At 44.8% G+C, this 24823-nt stretch carries 20 protein-coding genes; 2 read left to right on the top strand and 18 right to left on the bottom strand.

Going from position 1 to position 24823, the window contains the following annotated elements; all coding sequences use genetic code 11:
* Positions 1-3: 3 nt before the first annotated feature.
* From A5878_RS04680 to allC, 5 genes are read right to left on the bottom strand one after another with little or no spacing between them, the layout of a single operon-like run.
* Entirely contained in the window at positions 4-1266 is a 1263-nt protein-coding gene (locus A5878_RS04680; RefSeq protein ID WP_005234461.1) for a DUF1116 domain-containing protein, read from the bottom strand.
* Positions 1267-1278: 12 nt separating this feature from the next.
* Complete coding sequence (fdrA, locus tag A5878_RS04675; RefSeq protein ID WP_086294774.1) at positions 1279-3033, bottom strand: acyl-CoA synthetase FdrA; 1755 nt, start codon at positions 3031-3033, stop codon at positions 1279-1281.
* Positions 3034-3041: 8 nt separating this feature from the next.
* Positions 3042-4118 carry an ureidoglycolate dehydrogenase gene (gene allD / locus A5878_RS04670; protein WP_086294773.1) on the bottom strand — a complete coding sequence of 359 codons (1077 nt, stop codon included), beginning with the start codon at positions 4116-4118 and terminating at the stop codon, positions 3042-3044.
* Between the two features lie 13 nt (positions 4119-4131).
* Complete coding sequence (allE, locus tag A5878_RS04665) at positions 4132-4917, bottom strand: (S)-ureidoglycine aminohydrolase (RefSeq protein WP_086294772.1); 786 nt, start codon at positions 4915-4917, stop codon at positions 4132-4134.
* Positions 4918-4932: 15 nt separating this feature from the next.
* Positions 4933-6162, bottom strand: coding sequence for an allantoate deiminase (allC, locus tag A5878_RS04660; protein WP_005225359.1), 1230 nt, complete (start codon positions 6160-6162; stop codon positions 4933-4935).
* Positions 6163-6332: 170 nt separating this feature from the next.
* On the opposite strand from allC, the gene A5878_RS04655 reads away from it, so the two are divergent.
* The gene (locus A5878_RS04655) at positions 6333-7205 is read left to right on the top strand and encodes an alpha/beta hydrolase (RefSeq protein WP_086294771.1); all 873 of its coding nucleotides are present in this window, start codon (positions 6333-6335) and stop codon (positions 7203-7205) included.
* Between the two features lie 85 nt (positions 7206-7290).
* Here A5878_RS04655 and tkt read toward each other — a convergent pair whose 3' ends face one another.
* The 11 genes from tkt to rhaB all read right to left on the bottom strand — a co-directional run bounded on the left by tkt (position 7291) and on the right by rhaB (position 19199).
* Positions 7291-9294 (bottom strand): transketolase, encoded by a 2004-nt coding sequence (gene tkt, locus A5878_RS04650; RefSeq protein ID WP_086294770.1) that lies wholly within the window; start codon positions 9292-9294, stop codon positions 7291-7293.
* Between the two features lie 165 nt (positions 9295-9459).
* Positions 9460-10152: a D-allulose 6-phosphate 3-epimerase gene (gene alsE / locus A5878_RS04645; protein WP_086294769.1), complete on the bottom strand. Its 693-nt coding sequence runs from the start codon at positions 10150-10152 to the stop codon at positions 9460-9462.
* A gap of 70 nt (positions 10153-10222) precedes the next feature.
* A complete protein-coding gene (locus A5878_RS04640; protein ID WP_086294768.1) occupies positions 10223-11323 on the bottom strand; it encodes a PTS fructose transporter subunit IIC in 1101 nt (366 codons plus the stop codon).
* A gap of 24 nt (positions 11324-11347) precedes the next feature.
* Positions 11348-11668: a PTS fructose transporter subunit IIB gene (locus tag A5878_RS04635; protein WP_008380953.1), complete on the bottom strand. Its 321-nt coding sequence runs from the start codon at positions 11666-11668 to the stop codon at positions 11348-11350.
* Positions 11669-11693: 25 nt separating this feature from the next.
* Positions 11694-12146, bottom strand: coding sequence for a PTS sugar transporter subunit IIA (locus A5878_RS04630; RefSeq protein WP_074536500.1), 453 nt, complete (start codon positions 12144-12146; stop codon positions 11694-11696).
* 58 nt (positions 12147-12204) lie between these two features.
* Positions 12205-12642, bottom strand: coding sequence for a PTS sugar transporter subunit IIA (locus A5878_RS04625; RefSeq protein WP_086294767.1), 438 nt, complete (start codon positions 12640-12642; stop codon positions 12205-12207).
* Positions 12635-14113 carry a PRD domain-containing protein gene (locus A5878_RS04620; protein WP_086294766.1) on the bottom strand — a complete coding sequence of 493 codons (1479 nt, stop codon included), beginning with the start codon at positions 14111-14113 and terminating at the stop codon, positions 12635-12637. The genes A5878_RS04625 and A5878_RS04620 overlap by 8 nt, the downstream gene beginning before the upstream one ends.
* Positions 14114-14465: 352 nt before the next feature.
* On the bottom strand, positions 14466-15617 hold the full coding sequence (gene fucO, locus A5878_RS04610) for a lactaldehyde reductase (RefSeq protein ID WP_086294765.1): 1152 nt from the start codon (positions 15615-15617) through the stop codon (positions 14466-14468).
* A gap of 84 nt (positions 15618-15701) precedes the next feature.
* Positions 15702-16526 (bottom strand): rhamnulose-1-phosphate aldolase, encoded by an 825-nt coding sequence (gene rhaD, locus A5878_RS04605; protein ID WP_086294764.1) that lies wholly within the window; start codon positions 16524-16526, stop codon positions 15702-15704.
* A 7-nt stretch (positions 16527-16533) separates the two neighbouring features.
* Positions 16534-17787, bottom strand: a complete 1254-nt coding sequence (rhaA, locus tag A5878_RS04600) for an L-rhamnose isomerase (protein ID WP_016612607.1) — start codon at positions 17785-17787, stop codon at positions 16534-16536.
* A complete protein-coding gene (rhaB, locus tag A5878_RS04595; protein WP_205905110.1) occupies positions 17784-19199 on the bottom strand; it encodes a rhamnulokinase in 1416 nt (471 codons plus the stop codon). Before rhaB ends, rhaA begins: the two co-directional genes overlap by 4 nt.
* Before the next feature lie 199 nt (positions 19200-19398).
* On the opposite strand from rhaB, the gene A5878_RS04590 reads away from it, so the two are divergent.
* Positions 19399-20280: an AraC family transcriptional regulator gene (locus A5878_RS04590; protein WP_086294762.1), complete on the top strand. Its 882-nt coding sequence runs from the start codon at positions 19399-19401 to the stop codon at positions 20278-20280.
* A gap of 56 nt (positions 20281-20336) precedes the next feature.
* On the opposite strand, the gene A5878_RS04585 is transcribed toward A5878_RS04590, so the two are convergent.
* Entirely contained in the window at positions 20337-22151 is a 1815-nt protein-coding gene (locus tag A5878_RS04585; RefSeq protein ID WP_086294761.1) for a beta-glucoside-specific PTS transporter subunit IIABC, read from the bottom strand.
* Positions 22148-24805 carry a glycosyl hydrolase gene (locus A5878_RS04580; RefSeq protein ID WP_240937517.1) on the bottom strand — a complete coding sequence of 886 codons (2658 nt, stop codon included), beginning with the start codon at positions 24803-24805 and terminating at the stop codon, positions 22148-22150. The genes A5878_RS04585 and A5878_RS04580 overlap by 4 nt, the downstream gene beginning before the upstream one ends.
* Positions 24806-24823 lie beyond the last annotated feature (18 nt).

The following is a 24823-nucleotide window of genomic DNA, read 5'->3' as shown; positions in this document are numbered from 1 at the left end:
GATTTATTCTTCAAATCCTAATTTTTTTGCATAAGCTAAGACAGCTTTTTCAAAGCAATCCATTGGTGGTGTCACTGTCCCGGCACCAATTTGTCCTCGTCCAGCTTGTTTGTTGGCGATCCCTGTATTGATCACCGGTAAGATCCCTGTTTCCACGACTTTCCGAGCATCGATCCCTAAACAGATCCCTTTGAAGTCCCATGTAGGAACGGGAAAATTCGGATTGGTATCAATTGAGATCTCTAACATCTCATTGCTGGTTTTCAACGCATCGTGAAATCCACCAGAACCAACGAAGCGTGTCACAGCTGGGGCAGCAATCATTGCCATTCCCCCAACACCAAAGGTTTCCGTAATGGCACTGTCGCCCATGTCTGGAGAGGCATCTTCTTCACTGAATCCTGAGAAATAGAGCCCTTTTGGTGTATTGACAGGACCAGTAAACCACTCGTCTCCCATGCCAGAAATACGGATACCGAATTCATGCCCGTTGCGACACATTGCGGTCACAACCGTGCCTTCTTCAATCGTTCGGGCGCCATCAAGCACCGCTTTTGAAGAAGCCATCATGATATTCAAGAAAAACTGATCCGTGTCTGCAAGAAACTGAATGACTTCTGGTTTTTCTTTTTCAAATCCTTCCAGGGTAACGATCGCTGGTGCTACTTCTTTTAAGAACGCCAACGAAGCAGCGATATTTCGTTGATGGAACTCATCCCCCATGGCGATTGCTTTTGCGACTAAGACATTGATGTTCAAGCCATCGGGTTTTGTTTGTAGTGCAGCACTTAAAACTGGCGCTAACGTATTTTTCATCCAATGCAAGCGATCAATGACTTCTTGAGAATAGGCGCCAAAACGTAAAACTGCCCCGATCCCTTCGTTCATCGTACAATATGCTCGGTTGCCGTCGGTTTTGTTTTCCACCACGAGCACTGGCATATTGGCAGAGGTGATGCCCCCCATTGGACCAACCGCTTGCACGTGGTGACAAGGAATCAGTTGAACTTCCCCAGATGCTAATAAATGACGTACCTCTTCTTCCGTTTCGCCCCAGCCTTCAAAAAGCCCCGCGCCAACACAAGCACCTTGAATCGGATCGATCATCTGGTCGTAGCGGATCGGTGGTCCTGCATGCAATAGGACTTTTCCTTCACCTAATTCTGGAATGACACTGACTGCTGGAACGACATCCAGCAAAAAAGGCGAACCGGCAACGATTTTGGCAATAACGGCTTGGTTTGCTTCTTCAATAGTTTCGTACACGATAACTTCCTCCTACTCTGATAGTGACACTTGTGCTAAGAAACGTAAGGCTTTTTGTAACGTTACGTTTCCACCAGCAATTGGCTGCCAGTCATATTGAACGACTTGACCGTGATGCGCCTGGATCGCTTCCGCAAAGCTACGCAATCCTACATTGATGAACGCGTCATTCGCCAACAATTCGCGGCTCTTTTCAGATGGCTCTGGCAACGCATCGGTAGTTGTCACTGCTTTTGGCAACAGCTTACGATTAATTGGTGAAAACGGGTGACCGAGCATTGCTAAAGCTTGTTTGACTGCTTGGGCATTGCTTTGACACAAAATCACGCCAGCTGCGGTTAAAATCTCTGCTTGCTCGTTGCTGTCTTGGGGGTCTAAATCAGTTCCGACGATCGTAGCGATCACCGCTAACTCCCGGCCAGCTGCTTGCGCTGCTTCCTTCAACGATTTGATGGTCGGTGCCAATTCACTCGCCATATCTTGATGAGAGCCATACCCTAAAACGATATCTAACAAAATCACTGCCGTTTCAGGATCTTCTCCCGCTTGTTTCAACAGTTCGATCCGCTTTGTTGGGTCGATCATCGGATGGGGCTTGCCTTGCGTATAGATGTCATCACCTAAATCGATGATCTCATGGCCAGCTGCTTTTAAGATGTACCCTTCCTGATGGGCATCTTCTTGTTCTAGATTTAATCCTGTTTTGACCAGCATCGCTGCTTCGTACGCCAATGTTCCGCCAGAATAGTAAGCTTTGATTTTTTGCTGTTCAGGTCCAAAAGCGGCAGCTGCCGTTTCCTCTTTTACTGGCTCTAATCCAATCTGTTCTTGACGTAGCAGCTGCACGGCTAATTGTGCCGCTTCTTCCAGCGTGTAGGCTCGGTAAAGATTTTCTTCGTGGTCCGTTGGTTCTTCCCCCAGAAAAATCGTGACTGCAGGTTTTGTTCCTCTTCTTAATAATGCCAACACTTCATCGCGGACACGTGGTGCAGGTGGTTTAGAGATCACCACGATCACCTCCGTATCAGGATCGTGTTCCAAGGCAAGAATGCTGTCTTTCATGGTGATCCCACCGACGGCTTCTTTGAGATCTCGTCCACCGGTTCCGATGGCTTGTGTCACACCGGCACCCAATTTATGAATGATGGTGGTGACTTCTTGGATGCCCGTACCCGAAGCGCCGACAACACCGATTTTCCCTTTACGGACGGCATTCGTGAAGGCTACTGGTATCCCATTGAGAATCCCTGTGCCACAATCTGGTCCCATTAAAAGAAGTCCTTGTTCATGCGCCAGTTTCTTTAGCCGAACTTCCTCTTCCAATGAAACATTATCACTGAAACAAAAAACATGTTTGCCCGCTGCTAATGCGGTTTCAATTTCTGGTGCTGCCATAGTACCAGGAATCGATAAGACAGCGACCTTCGCATCTTTTCCAAGATCTAAGGCTTTTTCCCAAGTTTTGACGCTTTGGGTTTCTTCTCCTGCGCTATTGCTTTGGTCCGATAAGAAGGCATCGATTTCTGACAGGACTGTTTCGATGATTTCTTCCTCTTCAATGTCTAAAACGAGTACCATATCGTTGGAGGTCGCATTGCTCATCTCCTCGGTATAAAGACCACCCGTCTTGAAGATATCCTTATTGGCAGGTGTACCCATCATGACCGAAGCGTTGTTGATCCCTTCGATCGTCAGTAAACGATTGGTCAAAAGCATTAAAACAATGGAATCTTGGTAATTGTTTTTTTGAATAATAGTGTGTAACATGGGTCTCCTCACTTTCCTGTTCCTGTCTGTGCAAAGGCATCTGACCCAGAATACTGGTCAAAATGAACCGTGTCGCTAATGAGATAGCGATAAATGTTCTTCTCGATGGGAATGCCTTCTGCCATATATTTTTCATAGGTTAGTTGATTGATCTCGCCTGGATAATAGACTTGCTGGAACTGTTCAGCAGCCGGTATGTCGTGCAGTTCGGCAACCATCGTCTCCACCGACTCTTTAAATGTGTCTAAATCTGTAAAGCGTTGCGGATCGATCAGCAAAATAAATTGCCCTAAGTCGCGACCTTTCGTCAGATCGTTGTACATAGAGGAAACATGCTTGCCAAAAGGCAGCCCAAGGAGCATTCCAGACAAGATATCCACCATCATCATCAACCCAAAGCCTTTTGGTCCTGAGATTGGCAATAACCCATGAACATGATGCGGATTCGTCGTTGGCTTGCCATGGGCATCAACGGCCCATGTTGCTGGAATCTCTTTATCTTTGGAACGAGCATCTAAAATTTTGCCCCACGCTTGGACTGTCGTTGCCATATCAAAAACCACCGGCGCACCATGCTTTCGCGGTGCCGCAAAGGCAATCGGATTGGTACCAAAATAATTTTCTTTGCCGCCAAAAGGAACCACCATTGAATCCGATTGGCACATAGATAATGCAATCAAGTCAGCTTCTGCGGCTTTTTTGACATAATAGGATAGTGCCCCACTATGACTCGTTTTCCGCACACCAACCGCCGCGATCCCAGAACGTTTGGCCATCTCAATGGCATGCTTTGTCGCTTCTAACACGACGACCTGCCCTGCGCCATTTTGACCGTGAACGATCCCGCTGCTAGGTCCAGTCTCTTCAAACGTGATCTGCGGGGTGCGATTCATCCCGCCTTTAGCGATCCGCTCTGCGTAATAGTCTACCCGCACAGCCCCGTGAGAGTGGATCCCGCTGGCATCGGCAAAGACCAAATGCTCTGCAACGATGGCTGCGTGCTCTTCAGACAAACCAGCAGCCGCTAATTTGTTTTGGATCAATTGCTGTAACTCTTGTGACTGTACAATAACCGTCTCTTCCATCTTCTAAACTCCTTTAAATTTCCGGATCGCGGTTGCAATCTTTGGAATAAATATAGGTCAATGGTTCGTCACGGCCAACACCATAGGCCGCTTGCTGTACATAGGCACTCATGAAAATGTAGTCGCCTTTTTCCACTGGGAACCACTCATTATCTAAGTTATACATCCCTTTACCTGACAGTAAGTACGCCCCATGTTCTTGGTAGTGGGTCTCAATGTAGCCATGACTTGCCCCTGGTTCAAAGGAAAGGATATGGATATTCATGTCAAAGCCCAACTCTTTCGGTAAGAAATCCCAAAGCAAGACGTCTTCCATCCCTTCGTATTGGATCGGTGTCAACTCTGAAAGATTCCCCACTACTTTGTAGGCTTGGTGATTTTCTAGCGGTTGGTAACGCTTCTTATACAAGAATACTTCTGTCGCTTCTTCTTGGAGATTTTTCATATACAGTTTTTCTCCAGCAGGCAGATAGATATAGCCTCCGTCCGTCAATGTATGGGTTTCTTTGCCATCACTTACTTCCAGTTTGCCCGAGATGACATACAAGAAACTCTCGATCTCTGGACCGCCGAAGCCCAATTGGTTGGCACCATCTTTTTTGAATGAAATGATGTAATCGACAAAAGACGCCCCTAATTTTGGTGTGCCGAGTATCGAACATTCACAGTTTTCGAAGCCTGGAATGACATTATTCACTAGCCCATCATGCGGCAAGATCGCAAAATTATTTTTTCTAATGACTGCTCGTGATTGCAGCAATCCTTCTAAATAGCCCGTATTATTATTTTTATATCCCATGTGTGTCCCTGCTTTCTATTCTTTGTATGCTAGCTCATAAAGGGAAGCTGCTAAAACTTCAACCCCAGCTACTAAATCTTCGATAGTCGTTGCTTCGGCTGGGTTGTGGCTAATCCCATCAATACTTGGTACAAACAGCATCGCAGTTGGAAAATGTGGTGCAATGATTTGGGAATCATGCCCCGCCCCACTATGCATGACTTTGTAGCGTTTGCCAGTTTGCTTCACCGCTTGTTCCACCGTGGCAACGATCGTCTCGTCCATCGGCACAGGGCGTTCATCCATCCATAGATCCATCTCCACTGTCAGGTCGTGCTCTTTGGCGATCGCTTGAATGATCTGTTCTGCTTCAGCAGTAAAGGCATCCAATAGCTGCCCATCGGTATGGCGACAATCCATCGTAAACAACACTTCACCAGGAACCACGTTGACCGTATTCGGTTTTGGCTCAACTTTACCGAATGTCACTACTAATGGATCCCCAAGCTCTAAGCCACGGTCGATCACTGCGGCACACATTTTGGCAAAACCATACACAGCATCTTGGCGATAGCCCATCGGTGTGGTTCCTGCATGATTGGCTTGTCCTTTTAAAACAAAGGTGTAACGCTTTTGACCAGCGATACTATTGACGACACCGATCTGCAAATTTTCTTTTTCTAAAACACTGCCTTGTTCGATATGGATTTCCACGAAGGCTTTGATGTCTGATCGAACCGGTTCTTGTGGGTCGCGAAAATCAAAGCCTTGGCGTTGCATCTCTGCTACGAAGCGATTGCCTTCAAAATCTGCGATCGCTTCAACGTCGGCTTTTTTGGCTTCTCCGACAAAGTTTTTGCTTCCCCAAAAAACGGTTGGAAAGCGACTGCCTTCTTCTTCTGCCATTGAGATGACTTCCAAGGAGCGTAAAGGTTGCCCATAGGTCTCTTTTAAATACTTGATTGCTAAAGCAGCAGCAACGACCCCGTATTGACCGTCTAATGTGCCACCGTTAACGACGGTATCGATATGTGACCCTGAAAGAATCGTTTCTTCTGGATACTGGCTGCCTTCCATTCTGCCGAAGAGATTGCCGACTGCATCATAGGACGTCGTTAAGCCAGTTTCTTTTAATTGTTTTTCTACAAATGATTGCGCTTCTTTCCATGAATCGGTATAAAGCAGTCTAGTCATTCCTCCAGTTGGATCACTCCCAATCTGAGATAGTGCATCGATCATTGCCGCTACTTCTTTTTTCAACTCCATTGTTCTGCCTCCTTTGATTTATACGGTTATTGTAAGCGTGTTACTGAAGGACATCATTGTTCACTTTCGACAAAACCGTTTCTATTTTTAGTCATAACGCTGTTTTTTTTAACCGCTTCCTTCTCCTATACTCTTCCTTATACTATCGAAGAAGAGAAAGGAAGAAAACAATGGTTTATCCTAAAAATGCCTTTGCGCAAACAGAAAAAATCCAATTTGACACCTACGGCACTTTGCCGTTAGAAGTGACGATCCTAAAAGCAGCGCAGCCTCGGATCAGCCTTTTGTATTTTCATGGTGGTGGCTTCCTCTATGGTCAGCGAGAAGACCTTCCGCAGGATTATGTCCACCAATTGCTGGCTGCCGATGTTAGCCTTTACCTGTTCGATTATCCACTGGCTCCCGAAGTAGCGCTACACGATATCTACCTTCATGCAAAAAAGGCATTGGAGTGGTTTTTGGCCGAAGGCTGGCAGTTCAGCGGCGTTGGTACAAATGAGTACGTTTTGTTCGGTCGCTCCGCCGGCGGTTTTTTAGCGACCTTACTGACCGCACGCACAAAGCACTCGGAGCAAAAGGGTTTGATCCGATTTTACGGTTACCAAGAGTTGTTTTGTAAAGAATTTTTGCAGCCGGCACGCTTTTACACACAATTTCCGAAAGTCCCACCACTCGCCGCTGAAGCCATGATCGAAAGCCAACCCATCACCCACGGCACGTTAGAAAAACGATTCCCTTTGTACCTTTCCGCCCGTCAATATGGCAACTGGCAGCGTTATTTAGGGAATCGGGAACAGCTAGCAGCCTTGGCGATTCCTGCTGCCGCTTACCAAGACTTTCCTCCTTGCTTTGTCGTTCATTGCAAAAAAGATCCAGATGTTCCCTTCAGCGCATCCGAAGCTTTCGCTGCACAAGTCCCCCATGCCAAAACACTTTGGCTCGACTTAGATCAGCATGACTTTGATCGGACACCAAATGCGAGCGCTGATGAGTGCTATCGAGAGATGATTTCATGGCTCCTTTTAACAATAGAGAAAAATTAAGCGCAGATTTAGCCATGCTTCTTTAGTAAACAAAAACAGGCGATCTTCAAAGGAGTGTTCCCTCTAAAGATCGCCTGTTTTTTGATTATAGTGAGTTGAAAGTATTCACGACATTCTCAACACTGAAGCCGAATTCCGTTAAGACTTTGTCACCAGGTGCCGATGCACCGAAATGATCGATCGCGATCACTTTCCCATGGCAACCAGTGTAACGTTCCCAACCAAATGGGGAAGCTGCTTCGATCGCTACCCGTTTCTTCACTGCTTTTGGCAAGACGCTTTCTTTGTATTCTAAGCTTTGTGCTTCAAACAAATCAAAGCTTGGTAAGGAGACCACCGATACATCGATGCCTTCTTCTGCCAATTTAGCTTGTGCTTGGACCGCAAGATTCACTTCAGAACCTGTGGCGATCAAAATCCCCGCTGGTGTTTCACCAGCTTGTTTTGAAATCACGTAACCACCTTTTGCGACATTTTCATCCGCACCGGTTTGCGTGCCTTCGATCACTGGTAGATTTTGTCGGCTTAAGACTAAGACCGTTGGTTTATCCGTTGTTGTCATAGCCAATTTCCAGGAAGCACGGGTTTCATTGCCGTCTGCTGGACGAATCACTTGGACATTTGGCATGCAACGGACGCTGGCTAATTGCTCGATTGGCTCATGCGTCGGTCCATCTTCTCCAACCGCTACGGAGTCATGCGTCAAGACATAGATTACAGGTGCATGCTGGATCGCAGACAAGCGCACCGCTGGACGTAAGTAATCAACGAAGACGAAGAAGGTTCCGCCATAGATTCGCGTACCGCCATGCAATTGGATGCCGTTCATCGCTGCCGCCATCGCAAATTCTCGGACGCCAAACCAAATGTTGCGGCCTTCGTATTGGCCAGGTTCAAAGTCTTTTTCTGCTGCCACCATCGTGTTGTTGGATCCAGAAAGGTCAGCCGATCCACCCCAGAGACTAGGGACGGCTTTGGATAAGGCTTGGATCATCTCTTTGCTAGATACCCGACTAGCTTGTGAGCTGCCAACTTCGTAGCTTGGTAATGCTGCAGCCCAATCTGCTGGCAATTCACCCGCAAAGGCTTGTTTGAATTGCGCAGCAAGTTCTGGGTAGGCTGCTTCATAGGCACGGAAGGTTTCGTTCCAAGTTGCTTCAGCTTTTTGCCCTTCATCGATCATGGTTTCTTTGAAGCGCGCGGCAACTTCTTCAGGTACGGTAAATTCTGGGTATTCCCAACCATAAATCGCTTTAGCTGCAGAAATGCCTTCGACACCGATCGGCGCACCATGAACGGCAGAGGTGCCTTGATTTGGCGCACCGTATCCGATCACAGTCTTGATTTCGATCAAGGTTGGTTTGTCGCTTTCAGCTTTTGCTTCGTCGATCGCTTTCGAGATCGCTTCTAAATCATTGCCGTCTTCAACGAGAATGTGTTGCCAGCCATACGCTTCAAAACGCGCACCGACATTTTCTGTAAAGGCTTTTGAAGTTGGGCCATCTAGGGAGATGTCATTTGAATCGTACAAGACGATCAGTTTGTCTAATTTCATGTGACCAGCCATGGATGCAGCTTCTTGCGAAACACCTTCCATCAAGTCGCCATCGCCACATAAAGCGTAGGTATAGTGATCAATGACTTGAAACTTGTCGCGATTGTAGGTTGCAGCCAAGTGGGCTTCGGCCATTGCCATACCGACTGCCATGGCGATCCCTTGTCCTAAAGGTCCAGTGGTTGCTTCCACGCCGTCTGTGTGATCGACTTCTGGATGTCCTGGCGTGCGGCTATCCCATTGACGGAAGTTTTTTAGATCCTCAATGGTCACATCGTAACCAGACACGTGCAACAAGCTGTACAATAACGCCGAACCGTGTCCAGCAGACAAAACAAAACGGTCACGATCCACCCAGTTGCGAGAAGTCGTTGGATTGACTTTCAAGTGTTTCGTCCACAAGGCATAGGCCATGGGTGCTGCCCCCATCGGTAATCCTGGATGTCCTGAATTGGCTTTTTGTACGGCTTCGATACTTAATGTACGAAGGGTGTTCACTCCTAATTGATCGATTTTATCAAATAGTTTTTTCAATTAAATTGCCTCCTTCACTTTCTTCAGCCAGCATGTTTCTATTCACTGCCTTTTCATAATAGAAAAGAACCGGACGTCCAAAGTTTACTGGCTAATAGGCAACGAATGCTCCTCTTTTTAACAGTCCTAACTTTGGTCGTCCGATTCTTTTGCTTTTGGCTTTGCTTAGCTGCTCAAAACTTTTCCAGTCATTTCTTGATAATCTGCGACCATGATCGACCATGCTTTGGCAATGTCATCATCTAAACCAAACAATCCACTGCGTCCGACAATATAGATGTCTGGATTGGCTTCATCGATCCGTTTGAAGGATTTCCGGTTGGAGGAACCGTCCATTTCAATGACATAGTGATAGTCGTATTCTTCCCGTAATTCCCGTAGTTCAACAATTTTATCTAACGCCCCTTCAATAAAGCGTTGGCCAGCAAACCCTGGATCAACTGTCATGATCGTGACTTTATCCAAAAGATCGATATAAGGCAAAATGACCGATACTGGCGTTTCAGGATTTAAAACGATCCCGGCTTTTAATCCAGCATCATGGATTTGATCGATCAGACGAAATGCTAATCCATCCAAAACCTCAGCGTGCATACAGATCCATTCACAGTTGATATCGATCAGCTGCTGCACCCAAAAAGCAGGTTCAGTGACCATCAAATGAGCGGACAGAGGCAAAGTACTGATTTTGCGGACCTCTTGAATAAACCATGGGGATAGGGAAATATTGGGTACGTAATGACCATCCATAATATCAATATGATAGGAGTCAACTTGGTCATTCAAAAAAGTGATTTGTTCTTTAAATTTATCTAGATCCATCGTCATCAATGACGGTGAAAATTCAACTTTGTTCATAGACTTATCCTTTCTCCTCAATCAGTCTTGTACTGAGAGGAACGACTCTTCTTTCAATTGAATCGCTTTTTTAGAAAATTTGAATATCATCTAAATCGATTTCTTCTTCTTCCACTTCTGCTTGTGCGGCTACTTGTTCTTCAGTGACATTTTTCTTAATCAAAGCCAAGGTGATCCCAGTCACTACTATATTTACCAGCAAAGCTACTGCCCCAGCCCACGGACGAGTCATGGTCGGCAGCATCAGCACACCACCAAACGGTACAGTTGCATCTGCCCCTAAGACCATTGAAACAGCCCCGCCAGCAGCGCCGCCAATAGCTGTTGCGATCAGCCCTCGGACGATATCGTTCATAACGATTGGGATCACCCCTTCAACGATATTGATCACACCCATTGGTACGGCAGATTTTAACGTTTCCACTTCTACAGGCGTATAGATGTTTTTGCCGAACAGTTTTGCAATAAAGAATGCGAAACCAAAGCCGATCGGTGTTGCAGTATTGACTAATTGCAGTGCAGTGATCGGTCCATTGATCCCTTCTGCTTGCATCGTCAGAACAAAAGCAAAGACCGTTTTATTGATTGGTCCACCATAATCAACGCCGCTCAACAAGCCGATGACGGCACCAAAAACCAATAATGAAGAGGAGCCTAAGCTATTTAATGCGTTCGTCAGTAAGTTCGTAAAGGCAGTGATCGGTGTACCGATAATATAGACCATGATCAGACCACCGATCAAAGAGGTCAAAAAGGGAATGATCAATGTCGGCATCAAGCCTTTCGCCCAATTTGGTACTTTAATAAATCGTAAAATAGCAATTACTAGATATCCAGCTAAGTAGCCGCCCAAAATTCCCCCAATAAAACCTGCACCAATGGCATTGGCTGTCAAACCAATAATAAACCCTGGCGCGATCCCCGGTTTTTCGGCAATCGCATAAGAAATTCCTGTCGCAATGACCACTGGAAGCAACCCGAGTCCTGCGCCTCCCATCGTAGCTAAAGCATCCCAAATCGTAAATTCACCTGGCACTAGTTGTCCCTGGCTGGTGCCGCCGAAAGCCATGCCAATAGCAATCAAGAATCCGGCACCGCAGACAATCGGAATCAAATAGGAGATGGCTGTCAACAAGTGTCCTTTTAAATTCAATGCTTTGATTTTTTCCATAGTTTCCTTCCTCCTTCAGTTTTCTTAGACCGCCTGCTGTTGGACGACCTCTTTGGCTTTTTCCAACAATTTGCTTGGGGACTTGATGGCAACTTCGGTCGGCACTTGAATGATCCGTTTCCCTTCAAATCGTTCACGTCCTGCTACTTTGACGTCAACTGCTAAAATCACGACATCTGCAGCCGCAATCGCTTCAGGTGACAATTCATTTTCACGACCGATCGTTCCTTGTGTTTCCACATGGATCTCGTAACCTGCCTTTTTAGCCGCATTTTCTAACTTTTCTTGAGCAATATAAGTGTGAGCGATCCCTACTGTACATGCACATACTCCGACGATTTTCATAACTAATTCCTCCTTAAATTTTCTGTTATCCTTGAAATGCTTCAATCACTTGCTGCGGCTCTTTTGCTTTCAACAAGGCAGCCGTCACCTCGTCATTTCCTAATTTCCGAGCGAACAAAGAGAGCAGTTTCAAATGCTTTTGCGCCCCTTCCGTGTCATCACCGACGGCGAATAAGATAATTCCTTTCACTCCCTTGCCATCCAACGTTTCCCAAGGGATCTCTTCTTTTAAAACCCCGATTGCTACGCCGATCTCCTTCACATGAGCACTTTTTCCATGAGGAATGGCAATGTAATTACCAATCCCTGTTTGACCAACTGCTTCCCGCTCATAGACATCTTTTAAAAATGCTGCCTGATCCGTCAAGTACTCATTGGTATATAAAAGCTGACTCAATTGCTGCAGGGCTTCTTCTTTAGAAGCTGCCTCCATGTTGGTTTTGATTATTTTTGGATCAATTACTGTTGAAATATCCATTCGTTTTCCTCCTCTAGTTGAGTACCTCTTGCCTTACTGAATTGATCATTCATTCCTATCAGCCGCGTTGGTTGAGAAGGAAGGCTTCGATTTCTTCTTTTGATTTTTCTGCAATGAATTGCAGATTTTCTTCATAGGCGAAACATTTCATTAAGCGGATGACTGCTTGTTTCACCGCGGTTGTTTCGTCAGTCTTCATCAGGATCGCAAAAATTGTTTTTGCTTGCAGCGTTCCCTGCCAAAGGACTTTTTCACCTCTGACTAGAACGATTCCGCTTTTTTTCACCACTGCACTTTCAATGTGTGGTAGCGCAAAATCTTCAGCAATCATCGTATTGCCGCTCGCTTCTCGGGCTTGCAGTGCTTCAAATAGCAGGGTTTTGCTCTCCGTCAGCCCGATTGTTTGGCTAACAGCTGCAATCTTCCTTAAAACATCGACTTTCGTCTCTCCTGCTTCTATTGAAACTAACGTAAGGGACAAAGGGAATTTAGTCATTTCTCACCCTCCCAATCATCGCTTCAAGGCGTTTTTGGTCTTCCATCGTCAGCATAGCGCTCACGATCACGACCGGAGTCGGACTATCGATCGTTAATTGAACGGTTGAGATGATCATCTCCGTATCCGGGTGTTGCTTTAAAGCCGCTTCCACATCACGAGAAGGTAGGACAGCGGTGATTGCCAACTCACGAAATTTCTTATGCACTTTTACTTTTAATAATTCGGAGGTCCCGATTCCCGTAGTACAGACGATCATAACCTTGAGTTGTTGAGGATGTTCTTCGATCGCTTGAGCAAAGTAAAGGGTGACAAAGCCGATTTCATCTTCTGTGAGCGCTGGCAAATCGTACACTTGACAGATTTCTCTTGCAGTCTCTTCGGTAGCAAAAAACAAATCTGTGTATTCTAATTTGATTTGCTCCAAAAGATTGTTTTTGACTTCGATCCCATGTCGCAATCGATTGATCATTGGTTTGATATGGCGAGCCAATTTACCGAATAACTCCTCGTCTTCAAATGAGCGCTGCAGCTGAGTGCTCATTTTTTCTATAAATGCATTGGAAATCAGTTTTACTTGTTCTGACAGATCCTCTAATTCATCCGTGGCCTTTTGCATCCGTGAGGAGACGAGGTACTGATACATATAATAGCTTTCGTTTTCTGGTAATTTCGTATGCAAGTACTGTTCGCTATTGCCAATGATCTCTTTGGCGATGGTGGCTAACTCTGGGTTTTCTTGCATTTGCTGTTTCTCTTTCTCATCTAAAATATCCTCGTTAAACGAATTCCCTACTTTGCGAAACCGCCGCAATAAGATATACAGGTGAGAAAAAAGATTGATGTTGTATGGGTGAGGAATTACTAAGCCTAGGTGATTTTCAATCAAATTCAGCTGTCGCAAAACAAACTCCGCATCATAACGGTTGAACGCCTCATTCGTCACATGCAGATCATCCAAGCGGATATTGCGGGTTTGCTGGATATACTCCTGCAATGCACGACGGATATTTTTTTCTGCACCGTTCACCCCGATCATTTTATTTTTGCGGGAAACCGTCAGCTCAAAACGCTGCAAAGCTTCAGAAATTAATTTCTCATCACTGTTGATGACCGTTTCACTCACATAAAAAGGCTGATACAGGGAAAAAATATTCTTTCTTTTGGGGGAAATAAGCAATAGCTCCTCCATCACCTTGTTACGGCGTTCCACTGGTGTCAGTGCATTCGGCATTTCTGCTTTCTGACTCTGGGGCTTTTCTTGATGATGGAAACTTAAGCGGTAGCCTTTCCCTTTTTCTGAGAGAATCACATAGTCAATCGTGGCATCCTCATTGATCGCTTTTACGATGCGATAAATCGACTTTGTAGAAAGTCGAAGCGCTGCGGATAGTTCATCGGCTGTGACAAATTCTCTCGTATTGGAAAGAATATGGATGATTTTTCTCTTTCGTTGTTCCATAACAGTCATGTAACCGTTCTCCTTTCTACACACTTATCATAGCACCAGGAAATGTAAGCGTTCTATCATTCTTTGTCCCCTTCAAGGGACAAAGACGATCGATAATAAGAATTACAATACAACGTTAAGGACAAAAAAAACAGCCATTTTTTAAAATGGCTGTAACAAAATCTGTGTTATCATCAATGTTCCTTATTCAACTGTTGGAATAAGAAAAGAAAAGCTGCTAGTTCCAATAAAACGAGAAGGAAAACGCCGTTTATCGAAACCCTTCAACCCCCGTTAAAAAACAATCCAGGTTTAAACGGCTTGTGCAGCAAGCGAAATATCCACTCTCATTGAAAGGAATGATTTGAGCTTTTTACATCAACGAACGATAAAGCTCAATAATCTCTTCTAAAGTCGTATCCCGCGGGTTGCCTGGTGTGCAGACATCGTTCAAGGCATCTTTGGCGATGGCTGGGATATCTTCTTCTTTGACGCCTAATTCAGAAATGGTCGCTGGAATGCCCACATCTTTGCTTAACTGATCGATTGCTTGGCAAGCAGCATCGCGGACGTCTTCAAGTGACATCGTTTCTGCCCCTTCAATGCCTAAAACGATCGCGATCTCACGGTATTTTTCACCCGTAAAGTCTTTGTTGTATTTCATGATGGTTGGCAACAAGGACGCGCACGCTACTCCGTGAGGAATGTTGTACCAAGCGGATAATGGATGGGCCATGCCGTGGACTAAGCCCAAGCCGACGTTTGAAAAGCCCATACCGGCAATGTATTGTCCTAACGCCATCGCTTCTCGTCCTGCTTGATCGCCATTCACGGAATCTCGCAATGAGCGGCCGATGATCTCAATTGCTTTGATGTGTAGCATATCAGTCATTTCCCAAGCGCCTTTGGTAATGAAGCCTTCGATGGCGTGGGTCATGGCATCCATTCCCGTTGCGGCTGCCAAGCTCTTAGGCATCCCCATCATCATATCGCTGTCCACAAAGGCTACCAGAGGAATATCGTGAGGATCTACACAAACAAATTTCCGATGATTGTCTTCATCTGTAATCACATAGTTGATCGTTACTTCGGCTGCAGTCCCAGAAGTTGTCGGTACCGCTAAAATCGGCAAGCATGGATGTTTCGTGTCTGCCACGCCTTCCAAACTAATCACATCGGAAAATTCAGGATTCGTAGCAATGATCGCGATCGCTTTTGCCGTATCGATCGGTGAACCACCGCCAATCGCAATGATACAATCGGCTTGGGCTTCTTTGACAAACGCTAAGCCGTCTTTGACATTTTGGATCGTTGGGTTCGGCACGATCCCATCATATAACGCATAATCGACACCTGCTTCTTCCAATAATTTCGTCACTTTGGTCGCAACTTCAAATTTCACCAAATCTTTGTCGGTGATCACTGCCGCTTTTTTAAACCCTCGTGCCTTGAATTCGGTCGGTACGTTCTCGATCGCTCCTTTTCCAAAATACGATGTTTCATTCAAAATCATTCTATTTGCCATTCTTCCTACCTCCATTTGTTTGTTTATTCACAATATATTTTAAATAGAAAAGACTGAAAGCCTTTTCTATTCTTCTACCATTGATTATACCTCAAGATAGCCTGCTCGGGGAGTGACTTTGAAAGCGTCAGCCAATTTTTTCAGATTTTCATCTGTAATGGTTTGTAAAATTGGGCCTTGCGCTTTGACATAGGTGTACACTTCCGCAGCTTTCTCTGCCGTTTCAATCAAGCCAAAGACTTCGTCCATATCTTTGCCAGCACCGTAGATCCCATGTTGCGGCCAAAGAACCAAACGGGTCTCTTTCATTTTAGCAGCCGTTGCTTCGCCGATTTCATTCGTTCCTGGAACCATCCAAGGAATGATGGAAACACCTTCTGGGAAGACCACCAAGCACTCCGTACACATTTGCCACAAGGTCCGCGTGAAACTGCGTTCATCCAACTCATGGGTAAAACTCATGGCTAAAAGATGCGATGCGTGATTATGCATGATGATTCGGTTTTCTGGATCGACCGACAAGCGAGCGATATGACTCATGAAATGACTTGGCAGTTCACTCGTTGGCACCGTACCATTTTCCAAGCCCCAAAGCAATTCCAATGTTTGCCCATCTTCTTTGACTCGGATCACACCAAGGTTTTCCGCTGGATGTGCCGCTACATTTTTAAAGTATTTTCCTGAACCTGTCACGATAAAGTACTTGCCAGCCAGTGCCGTGGCATCAAAAATCATGGGGATTTCCCGCAAGACGCTTTGCGGATCGATGAAAGGCAAGATCTCTTCTTCTGTTAATAAGTAAGAAATATTGCCGCCGTTGCGCTCATCCCACCCTAAACGGTAAAGATTTGCTGTCGTTTCCATCATTTCTTGTACAAAATTCGCTTGTAAAATATCAATCTTTTTCATCGTTCTCCTACTTTCTGGCTTTTAAGACGGTTTCTTCATAGGCTTTCACTTCTGATAGCCAATCCAGACCTGCTGGTACCCCTTGGCTTTCACAGAAGTAATTCCAAACATCTGCATACGGATAGTCTTTTAATTCTTCCGTCATGGCTAAACGAGTGGTGAAATCACCTGACAATTCGATTGCTTTTAGTTCTTCGATCGGTTCTAGCATCGCTTTTAGCAACGCTTTTTGAGTATTGCGCGTCCCGATCACCCACGCAGCGACCCGATTGATCGTCGCATCAAAGAAATCTAACCCAATGTTGGTTTTTGGCAATAAGTCATTGCGAACTAATTCGCGGCCAATCTCTTGCAATTCATCGTCCATGATCACGACATGATCACTATCCCAGCGTACAGGACGGCTGACATGTAGCAAAATGCCTTTGCTAAATAGTGCCAATGAAGACAATTTATTGGAGATCACTTCGGTTGGATGGAAATGTCCAGCATCCAAACAAATCAATTTATCGCGCGTCAAGCCATAGCCCATATAAAATTCATGAGAGCCGACGGTGTAGGCTTCGGCACCAAGACCAAACAACTTGCTTTCCACGGCATCTACCGTGTATTCCGCTGGCAATTCTTCAGCAAAAATCTCATCTAATGCTGTCATCAAGCGTTCCCGTGGTGTAAAACGATCGATCGGGTTGTCTTTGTAGCCATCTGGCACCCAGAAATTATTGACACAGACTTGCCCAGTTTCTTTCCCCATATAAGCAGCGATTTGACGAGAACGTTTGCCGTGTTCGATCCAGAACTGACGAACTTCTTCATCTGGTGAAGCAAGGGTAAAGCCATCTTTGAACATGGGATGTGAGAAAAAGGTTGGATTGAAGTCTAAACCTAAGCCTTGTTCTTTCGCCCAAGCGACCCATTTTTCAAAATGCTTCGGCTCCAATTCATTTAGATCCACTGCTTCCTCGGTGTCTAAATAGATGGCGTGAAGGTTCAATTTGTGTTTTCCAGGAATCAAAGAGTAGGCTTTTTCTAAATCTTGGCGCAACTCCTCTGGGGTATGGGCAGCACCAGGATAATTCCCCGTTACAGAGATCCCACCAGATAATGCTTCATCACTCAAAAATCCTTGGACATCGTCCCCTTGCCAAACATGCATCGAGATTTTCACATCGGCTAATTTTTTCAAAACCGCATCCGTGTCGACACCTAATTTGGCATATGCTGTCTTAGCTTCTTCATAACGCTGTTGAATCGTTGTCATTTTTTTCCTACTCCTTCTATAAAACGTTGATAGTTGCTTAAAATCTTGTGATCAAAAGGCTGTGGTTCATGAACACTGCAAGGAAATGAGTGTTTGACCGCGCGGCGTGCTTCAGCCAGCGACGTGAAGATGCCAGCACTCATCATCTGCATTAAAAGATTACCGATCGCCGTTGCTTCACTTGGGCCAGCTTCGATCGTCAGCTGCGCAGCATCAGCCGTCAGTTGATTTAAAAAGCGATTGTTGGAACCGCCCCCCACGATATGCAGTTTTTGCAGCTTGCTCGTCGTACCTGTCAGCTGTTCCAGCTTTTGTAATTCACTGGCATAGCAAAGCGCTAAGTTATCATACACACAGCGAGCCAGTTCCCCTGCGGTTTCTGGAACTTTCTGCTGGGTTTCTCGACAATACGCTTGCAGTTCAGTAATCATGTTTTCTGGATTCAAAAAACGAGGATCATTGACATCGACAAACTGTTGAAAAGCAGGCGTTGCTTGCGCCAATTCCGCCAATTCTGCATAGGAATATTGATAGTCTTGCTGCCGAGCCACTTCTTGTATCAGCCACATGCCCATGATGTTTTTTAAAAAGCGAATCGTGTTGTGGGCACCCCATTCGTTCGTATAATTTTCATCAAAGGCGGCAAGGGAAACATTGGGTACTTTGGTTTCGATCCCCAGCAATGACCAAGTCCCGCTGCTGATGTAGCCCCAATCTGCCCCCTCTCCAGGTGTACCGATGATCGCTGATGCCGTATCATGACTAGCGACAGTGACAAAGGTCGCTTGTGGCAAATCATAGGCTGGAAACTTCTGTGTTTGCAGTGCGCCTAAAACCGTTCCTGCATCAACCAATGGTGGGAATAGTCCTTCTGTTACACCGATCTCAGCTAACAATTCTGCATCCCATGTTTGGGTGTTGGCATTTAGAAGCTGCATCGTCGAAGCATTGGTTTTTTCCGTGACCATCTTACCAGTAAAAACGTAGCCCAAGTAGTCTGGAATCAACAGCAGCTTGTCGGCTTTTTGCAGCAGTTGCGCTTCTTCTGTGGCTAACTGAAAAATCGTGTTGAAGGGCTGCAGCTGAATGCCTGTTTTCTCATACAGTTTTTGCAAAGAATAGCGCTGACCAAAAGTTGCGATCGCATCATTGGTGCGACTATCTCGATAAGCGACTGGGTCGCCTAAACGTTCGCCTGTTTGATCGATCAAACAGTAATCCACTGCCCAGGTGTCGATTCCGACGAAGCAGTCATTGATACCTGCTTGTTTCACTTTTTGCAGTCCTACTAAAATCTCTTGGATCAAATAATCGATCGCCCAACGGTCAAAGCCTTCATGAGGACGAAAGCCGTTTTTAAAGCGATGGATCTCTTCTAAAGTGATCTGCTCATTTTCCCAACGGCTCAGCATCAGACGACCGCTTGATGCACCGATATCGATTGCGATAAATGTGTTCACTGGTCTCCACCTTTCATTATCTTGTTTAAAAATAAATCGATTACAATTCACTGATTCATTCTTGTTTCCTCAATTTTAGCTTGACAATCAATGAGTTTCATCACACAATTTTGATAAAGACTTGCACAATCTTGGTAAAAAGGAGGATCCGATGGATTACTGGGAAAAAGCCAACCACTCATGGTCAACCGATTCACTGCGTTACATCAATACTTCAACTCAAAAGCAGCGTGAACTTTTCTATTACATTCAAGAAATCGGCTATTTCAAAGCCAGCAAACCTTACTTTACAGAACGAGAGAACCTGCCTTCTTATTTGATCAAGTATACATTGTCCGGCTGCGGTGAATTGCGCTACAAAGGAAAAAGCTATCAACTGAAAGCGGGTGATGTGTTTTTTATCGACTGTCTAGACTATCAGTACTACCGCACCGTTAGTCGAGAGCCCTGGGAAATGGACTGGATCCATCTATATGGCGCCAACGTCGCAGCGTTTTATGAGGAATTCCTCAAAAATGGCAGTCCAGTTTTTCACACCAATCCTGCCAGCAGCCGTCAAAATCCGATCCATTTGGTCTTACAAGATTTATTGATGCTACAGCCCGAACCAAATGCAAAAACTGCCTTCCAAAGCTCTGTTTTGATCCATCAGCTGCTCAATGAACTGCTCCTGCAAAAATATCATCTCGACTTTTCAGATAGTGAGATCCCTCCTTATATTTTGCAGATTCGTGACCAGCTAGAAGAAGATTTCCGTCAAGGGATCACCTTGGAATCTTTGGAGGAAAGGTATCATATCAATAAGTATCAAATCGTCAAGGAGTTTTCCAAATATATGGGCTTGCCCCCCATCGAGTACCAGATCAGCAAACGCATCTCTTATTCGAAAGACCTTTTGCGCTATTCTCGGCTTTCCATCAAAGAGATCTCATTGGCGATCGGCATCGAAAACACCGCCTATTTCAGCCGTTTATTCAAGAAAAAAGTCGGCATTTCACCTAGTGATTATCGACAGACGGAGAATGGACGGTAAAAAAAAACATGAAATCATTCACTGATTTCATGTTTTTTTGCATTGAATCTAACGTTTTAGTTGGCAACAATAAGAGACTCTTTTTCATTCATGATCTTCTCGAATGCTGACGCATTCGTTACCACAACTGGCGTAATGGTCGCATATCCCTCTGCTTGGATAGCTGCGAGATCGGCTTTTATCAGGGGCTGGCCCTTTTTGATTGCTTGATTTGCTTCAACAAGGGTCGTAAAGTGCCTGCCTTCTAGCTCTACGGTGTCAACACCGATATGGATCAAAAGCTCAACGCCTTGATCACTGGTCAAGCCGATCGCATGCTTTGTCGGAAATAAAGCAGTGACCACGCCATCAAAAGGGGCATAAAAGGTATTTGATTCCGGTTTGACAGCTTTACCTTGCCCCATCAAGCCTTCTGAAAAAACTTTGTCAGGAACCTCAGTTAAGGGAACGACTTCTCCTTGAACGACTTCTTGAAAATTGATTTTTGTATTCACTGATTCTTTTGATTTGACTGTTTTACTTTTTTCAGGTTCTATAATCCCCCAAAAATAGGTGATTAGAAATGCCGTAACAAGCCCTACTACCTGCGAAGCGATCCCACCATAAAATCCACCATCGATTCCTGCTGGATTGATGATCAAAGGAATACCCAATAATCCCGAACCACCAAAAGAATACTGCACTGTCTGCATAAATCCTGCAATAACACCACCTAAACTTCCACCGATAACAGCAGCGATCAGCGGACGCTTATAAGGAAGTAATACCCCGTACAATGCTGGTTCGCTGACACCAATCAAGGTTGTCAGACCTGTTGAGTATGCGAGTGCTTTCGTTTTATCATTTTTCGTTCGTAGACCAACCGCCACGACAGCTCCAGCCATTGCCATTTGGTTCGCTAGGAGCAGACCCATCACAGGATCGAATCCTTGCATCGCCATGTTGTTAAGAAAAATCGGAATGAATGCCCAATGCAATCCGAACATGACCATCAAGATCCATGGTCCCCCAATCACCAGCCCACCCAAAACCGGACTGAATTGATAAACATTATTTACAAGCGTTGCCAGTAGACTGGATAAGTTGGATATAATTGGACCAACGACCAGCAGGGCAAGGGGGACAGAAACTAGCAACACGATAAGAGGCTGTACCATGAATCGCAAATCCTTCAACGGCCATTTCTGAACGAAACCATTGATTTTGGCTGCTACCCAGACAGCAATGATTGCCGGAAAAACGGAAGAAGTATAGTCCATCATATTCACGGGAATCGACAAAAAAGTCAAACTACCTTCTGTCGCATACGGGAGCAAAGTAGGATAGATCAACGATGCCCCGATCAACATTCCGACATAGCTGTTTAATTTAAAATAATTTGCCGCTGAAGCACCTAATAAGATTGGCATGAAATAAAAGAAAGCATTAGACAATGCGTACAAAACGATATAGGTTCCAGATGTTTCTGACAAAATACCTGCTACTGATAAAATCGTCAAGATTCCTTTGATCGTTCCTGACGCAGCCATCGCGCCTAAAGCTGGCGTGAAAATCCCTGAAATTGTGGTGGTAAATTGATCAAAAAGAGACTTTTTTGTTTTTTCACGAGTATTGTCCTCTTTTAGTTCGCCAACTTGTTGCAAGACCGTATCATAGACATCGTTCACGCGATTTCCTAAGACGATCTGGTACTGTCCGCCCTGTTCAACGACTGAAATCACTCCGTCAAGACTAGCAATCGTCTCCTTATTTGGAATACCGGTATCATGCAATACAAAACGCAGACGTGTGACGCAATGGGTCACCGATTCGATATTGGCTTTTCCACCAATTTCCTTCAAAATATCTGCTGCCAACTGCTGGTTGTTCATTTTTGCTCCTCCTCAATAAAAAGTTTGATTTCGCCAGTGATTCCCAAAGGTTCGAACAGGACAAACTGCGAAAGATAATCCCTCATACTGCGACCTAAATTATTGATCACTTCAATCTGGATCGAATTGTTCGTTTCTTGAAGCAGGTCCGTCAACTCAAATGTATACGGTGTACTGATTCTTGTGCCTACACAATGACCGTTCACTAAAACAGTCACAACTTCTGAAGCATCTTCAATACTTAATAAAACCTCTCCTACTGCTTTAGGGAAGTCCACGGTATAAGTGATTTTCCCGCTAAACCGACTGAAATCATCACCGACCCCCAGTAAAGGCAGTGACGAATATTGCTTTTGACAGGTAACTGCTGCTTGCTCTTTCCCGATTCCTTCGAAAGTGACTTGCCATGGCTGATCGTTTAGATGAACTTCTTTCATTGGTTTGCTTGTTTTAATACGCAATGGTTGTTCCGAGGTAGCTTCAAAAAGAATCAGACTCTCTGCTGGTGCTAAATGAATCTCATAGCTGCCATTTTTATATGACACAGGTTTCAGTTTATTTTCTATTGGATCATATTGAACTAAAGGCTTCTCAGAAGGAAAAACAGCCTGAAACTGCAGCGATTCACTGTCATTTTCATTGAAAAGCATGAATACCTCATCTGTCTGCTGCTGATAATGATAGTACCGCAAATACGGCAGAGCTTTTGACGTTTCTAAACGATCCCGTACCTTCAAGCCAGCATTATCAGTAAGTGCTGTGAGCGGCGTTACTTCTGTCAGACGATCGAGAAGCCGCAGCTCATGGCTAAGCAGAGTCTCTTCAAGGGATTCTTTCACCATCTCCTCAATAAAAATAATTTGAATACCAGATTCTGCGAGAGCTGTCAGCTTTTTGATCAATGGGTCAGACATTCGCTCAGCATATGGAATGACTAGTGTTTGAAAGGCATGCTCATTGATGACAAATGTTTGATTCGTATATTGTGCATCAAGCATCATCTCAACCGAAACGATTTCAAATTCGTATTGATGTTCCATCAGTTCACGAGCAACTTTTTGAATCGGCATATAAGCGCCTGCCCACTCCGCTTCAGCATGGTACAGCACAGCAATGTCCGCTTGATGTTTCCCGTCACTAAATAGATAACTCAAACGATTCATATACGCCATCAGCTGTTTGAAGCCCTCAAATTGTGGATTATGGCCTTGCGCATAAAAATGCGGCGGACAATCGGCATCAGGAAAGTCATTCATTGAAAAGGCATGAGGGACAAAATGATTGACCCCTCGCACCAGCATGTGATCGGTTAGCCATTTCATCAGTTTGGTTCCTTCTGACCAACCATATGCGCCGAATACTTCGCACATCGTTCGACCTTGTTTCACAGGGTCTAAGTTTCCTAAAGACGCCCCCATTTTTCCTAATGCGTAATGGAAAAATTCGCCATCCCAGCCAGTAGATGTCATGGCTTCAAAGTATCCGTCATTTTGTTGCGGCATCAATTGATGCAAAACGACATCGATTCCTGCCATCGATTGACCTTTCATCGATTGAAAGAAGTGACCTGCCCCATAGCCTAAACGTGCATGGGCATTGTTATCCTCAATTACATGTCCGATATAGTCGACTTTATGTTCACGACACCAGCGTCCGATCCGCTGAGAAAAATGTTGACTATATAGCTCAGAAACCAACGACATATAATTGTAACGAATCTTAGCCGCCTGTTTTGATTCACCACGATAGAGAGCCGGCAACAGCCCTCGCAGCTCAGTTTCAGATATGGCTAGCTGGTTTGCTAACAAAGTCAACAAATCATACCGCCAGGGCAATGGCATATCAACTTTTCCAAGGACTGCATCAGGACCCTTGATATTCCCAAACCGCGGTTCATCTGAGAAAAATCCTTGGATCGTTGTGCCAAATTTCTCTCCAAAGTGTTGATAATGACTTTGATAAACCGTTTCCAGCAAAACATCCGTTGCTTCTGGTACCAAAGGATTCAAGTACCCTTGTGTCGAAGCTTCCCCTCCTTCTTGTGTCGTGTAAAAGACAAAGATACTCCACTCTCCTTCAGGAATAGACCAATACAATGTCTCATCAATCATTGAGTCTGTAAGGTCGATCCACTCCTCCTCACTAATCTGCTTAAATCCAGTTTTCTTGACCGCAACGGCGCTGATGATTTCAGCTGAAAAAAATGACTTGCCACTCTCCTTAACCGGTTCACCTTCTGAATTCAAAATATTCGGTCTTTCTGCATTAAAACACCAATCCAGCATAATTCCAGCATTCTTTTTGGGACCTACAAAATCAAATTGTCGGAAATTCAAAAATTCTTTCTGCAAGTGACGATGATTCTTTTCAATTTCCCCTGCGGCATAGCCTGTTGGAAAGTGTTTGTCATCCAAAATCCAAAGTGTCATCTGTCTTTTTTCACACTCTTCAATGATGATCGCCAACTCATCCCACCATTGCGCTTTCAAAAATTCTTCATGGGGGCGTGATTCGATACAGACAGATCGGATGCCTGCTTCATAAATTTTATTGATGTAAGTTTGAATCGTCTCCTTATCTTCTCCATGCATCCATAAAAACGGAAAAATATGATTATCATATTTTTCGTTCAATAAATTTGTTATCTTTTTCATACAAATTCCTCTTTCTTT

The sequence above is a fragment of the Enterococcus sp. 3G6_DIV0642 genome (genome assembly GCF_002140635.1).
Taxonomy (GTDB): Bacteria; Bacillota; Bacilli; order Lactobacillales; family Enterococcaceae; genus Enterococcus_D; species Enterococcus_D casseliflavus.
Note: the sequence above shows the minus strand (reverse complement) of the source record. Positions and strands in the feature narration are given on the sequence as shown.

Coding starts and splice junctions, on each gene's coding strand:
- A5878_RS04625 (WP_086294767.1), bottom strand. CDS start 12,642: ATGACTAAATTCCCTTTGTCCCTTACGTTAGTTTCAATAGAAGCAGGA.
- rhaD (WP_086294764.1), bottom strand. CDS start 16,526: ATGAAAAAGATTGATATTTTACAAGCGAATTTTGTACAAGAAATGATG.
- A5878_RS04580 (WP_240937517.1), bottom strand. CDS start 24,805: ATGAAAAAGATAACAAATTTATTGAACGAAAAATATGATAATCATATT.
- A5878_RS04620 (WP_086294766.1), bottom strand. CDS start 14,113: ATGACTGTTATGGAACAACGAAAGAGAAAAATCATCCATATTCTTTCC.
- rhaB (WP_205905110.1), bottom strand. CDS start 19,199: ATGCTGAGCCGTTGGGAAAATGAGCAGATCACTTTAGAAGAGATCCAT.
- A5878_RS04655 (WP_086294771.1), top strand. CDS start 6,333: ATGGTTTATCCTAAAAATGCCTTTGCGCAAACAGAAAAAATCCAATTT.
- allC (WP_005225359.1), bottom strand. CDS start 6,162: ATGGAGTTGAAAAAAGAAGTAGCGGCAATGATCGATGCACTATCTCAG.
- A5878_RS04590 (WP_086294762.1), top strand. CDS start 19,399: ATGGATTACTGGGAAAAAGCCAACCACTCATGGTCAACCGATTCACTG.
- A5878_RS04640 (WP_086294768.1), bottom strand. CDS start 11,323: ATGGAAAAAATCAAAGCATTGAATTTAAAAGGACACTTGTTGACAGCC.
- allD (WP_086294773.1), bottom strand. CDS start 4,118: ATGGAAGAGACGGTTATTGTACAGTCACAAGAGTTACAGCAATTGATC.
- rhaA (WP_016612607.1), bottom strand. CDS start 17,787: ATGACAACGATTCAACAGCGTTATGAAGAAGCTAAGACAGCATATGCC.
- fucO (WP_086294765.1), bottom strand. CDS start 15,617: ATGGCAAATAGAATGATTTTGAATGAAACATCGTATTTTGGAAAAGGA.
- A5878_RS04630 (WP_074536500.1), bottom strand. CDS start 12,146: ATGGATATTTCAACAGTAATTGATCCAAAAATAATCAAAACCAACATG.
- A5878_RS04585 (WP_086294761.1), bottom strand. CDS start 22,151: ATGAACAACCAGCAGTTGGCAGCAGATATTTTGAAGGAAATTGGTGGA.
- allE (WP_086294772.1), bottom strand. CDS start 4,917: ATGGGATATAAAAATAATAATACGGGCTATTTAGAAGGATTGCTGCAA.
- fdrA (WP_086294774.1), bottom strand. CDS start 3,033: ATGTTACACACTATTATTCAAAAAAACAATTACCAAGATTCCATTGTT.
- A5878_RS04635 (WP_008380953.1), bottom strand. CDS start 11,668: ATGAAAATCGTCGGAGTATGTGCATGTACAGTAGGGATCGCTCACACT.
- alsE (WP_086294769.1), bottom strand. CDS start 10,152: ATGAACAAAGTTGAATTTTCACCGTCATTGATGACGATGGATCTAGAT.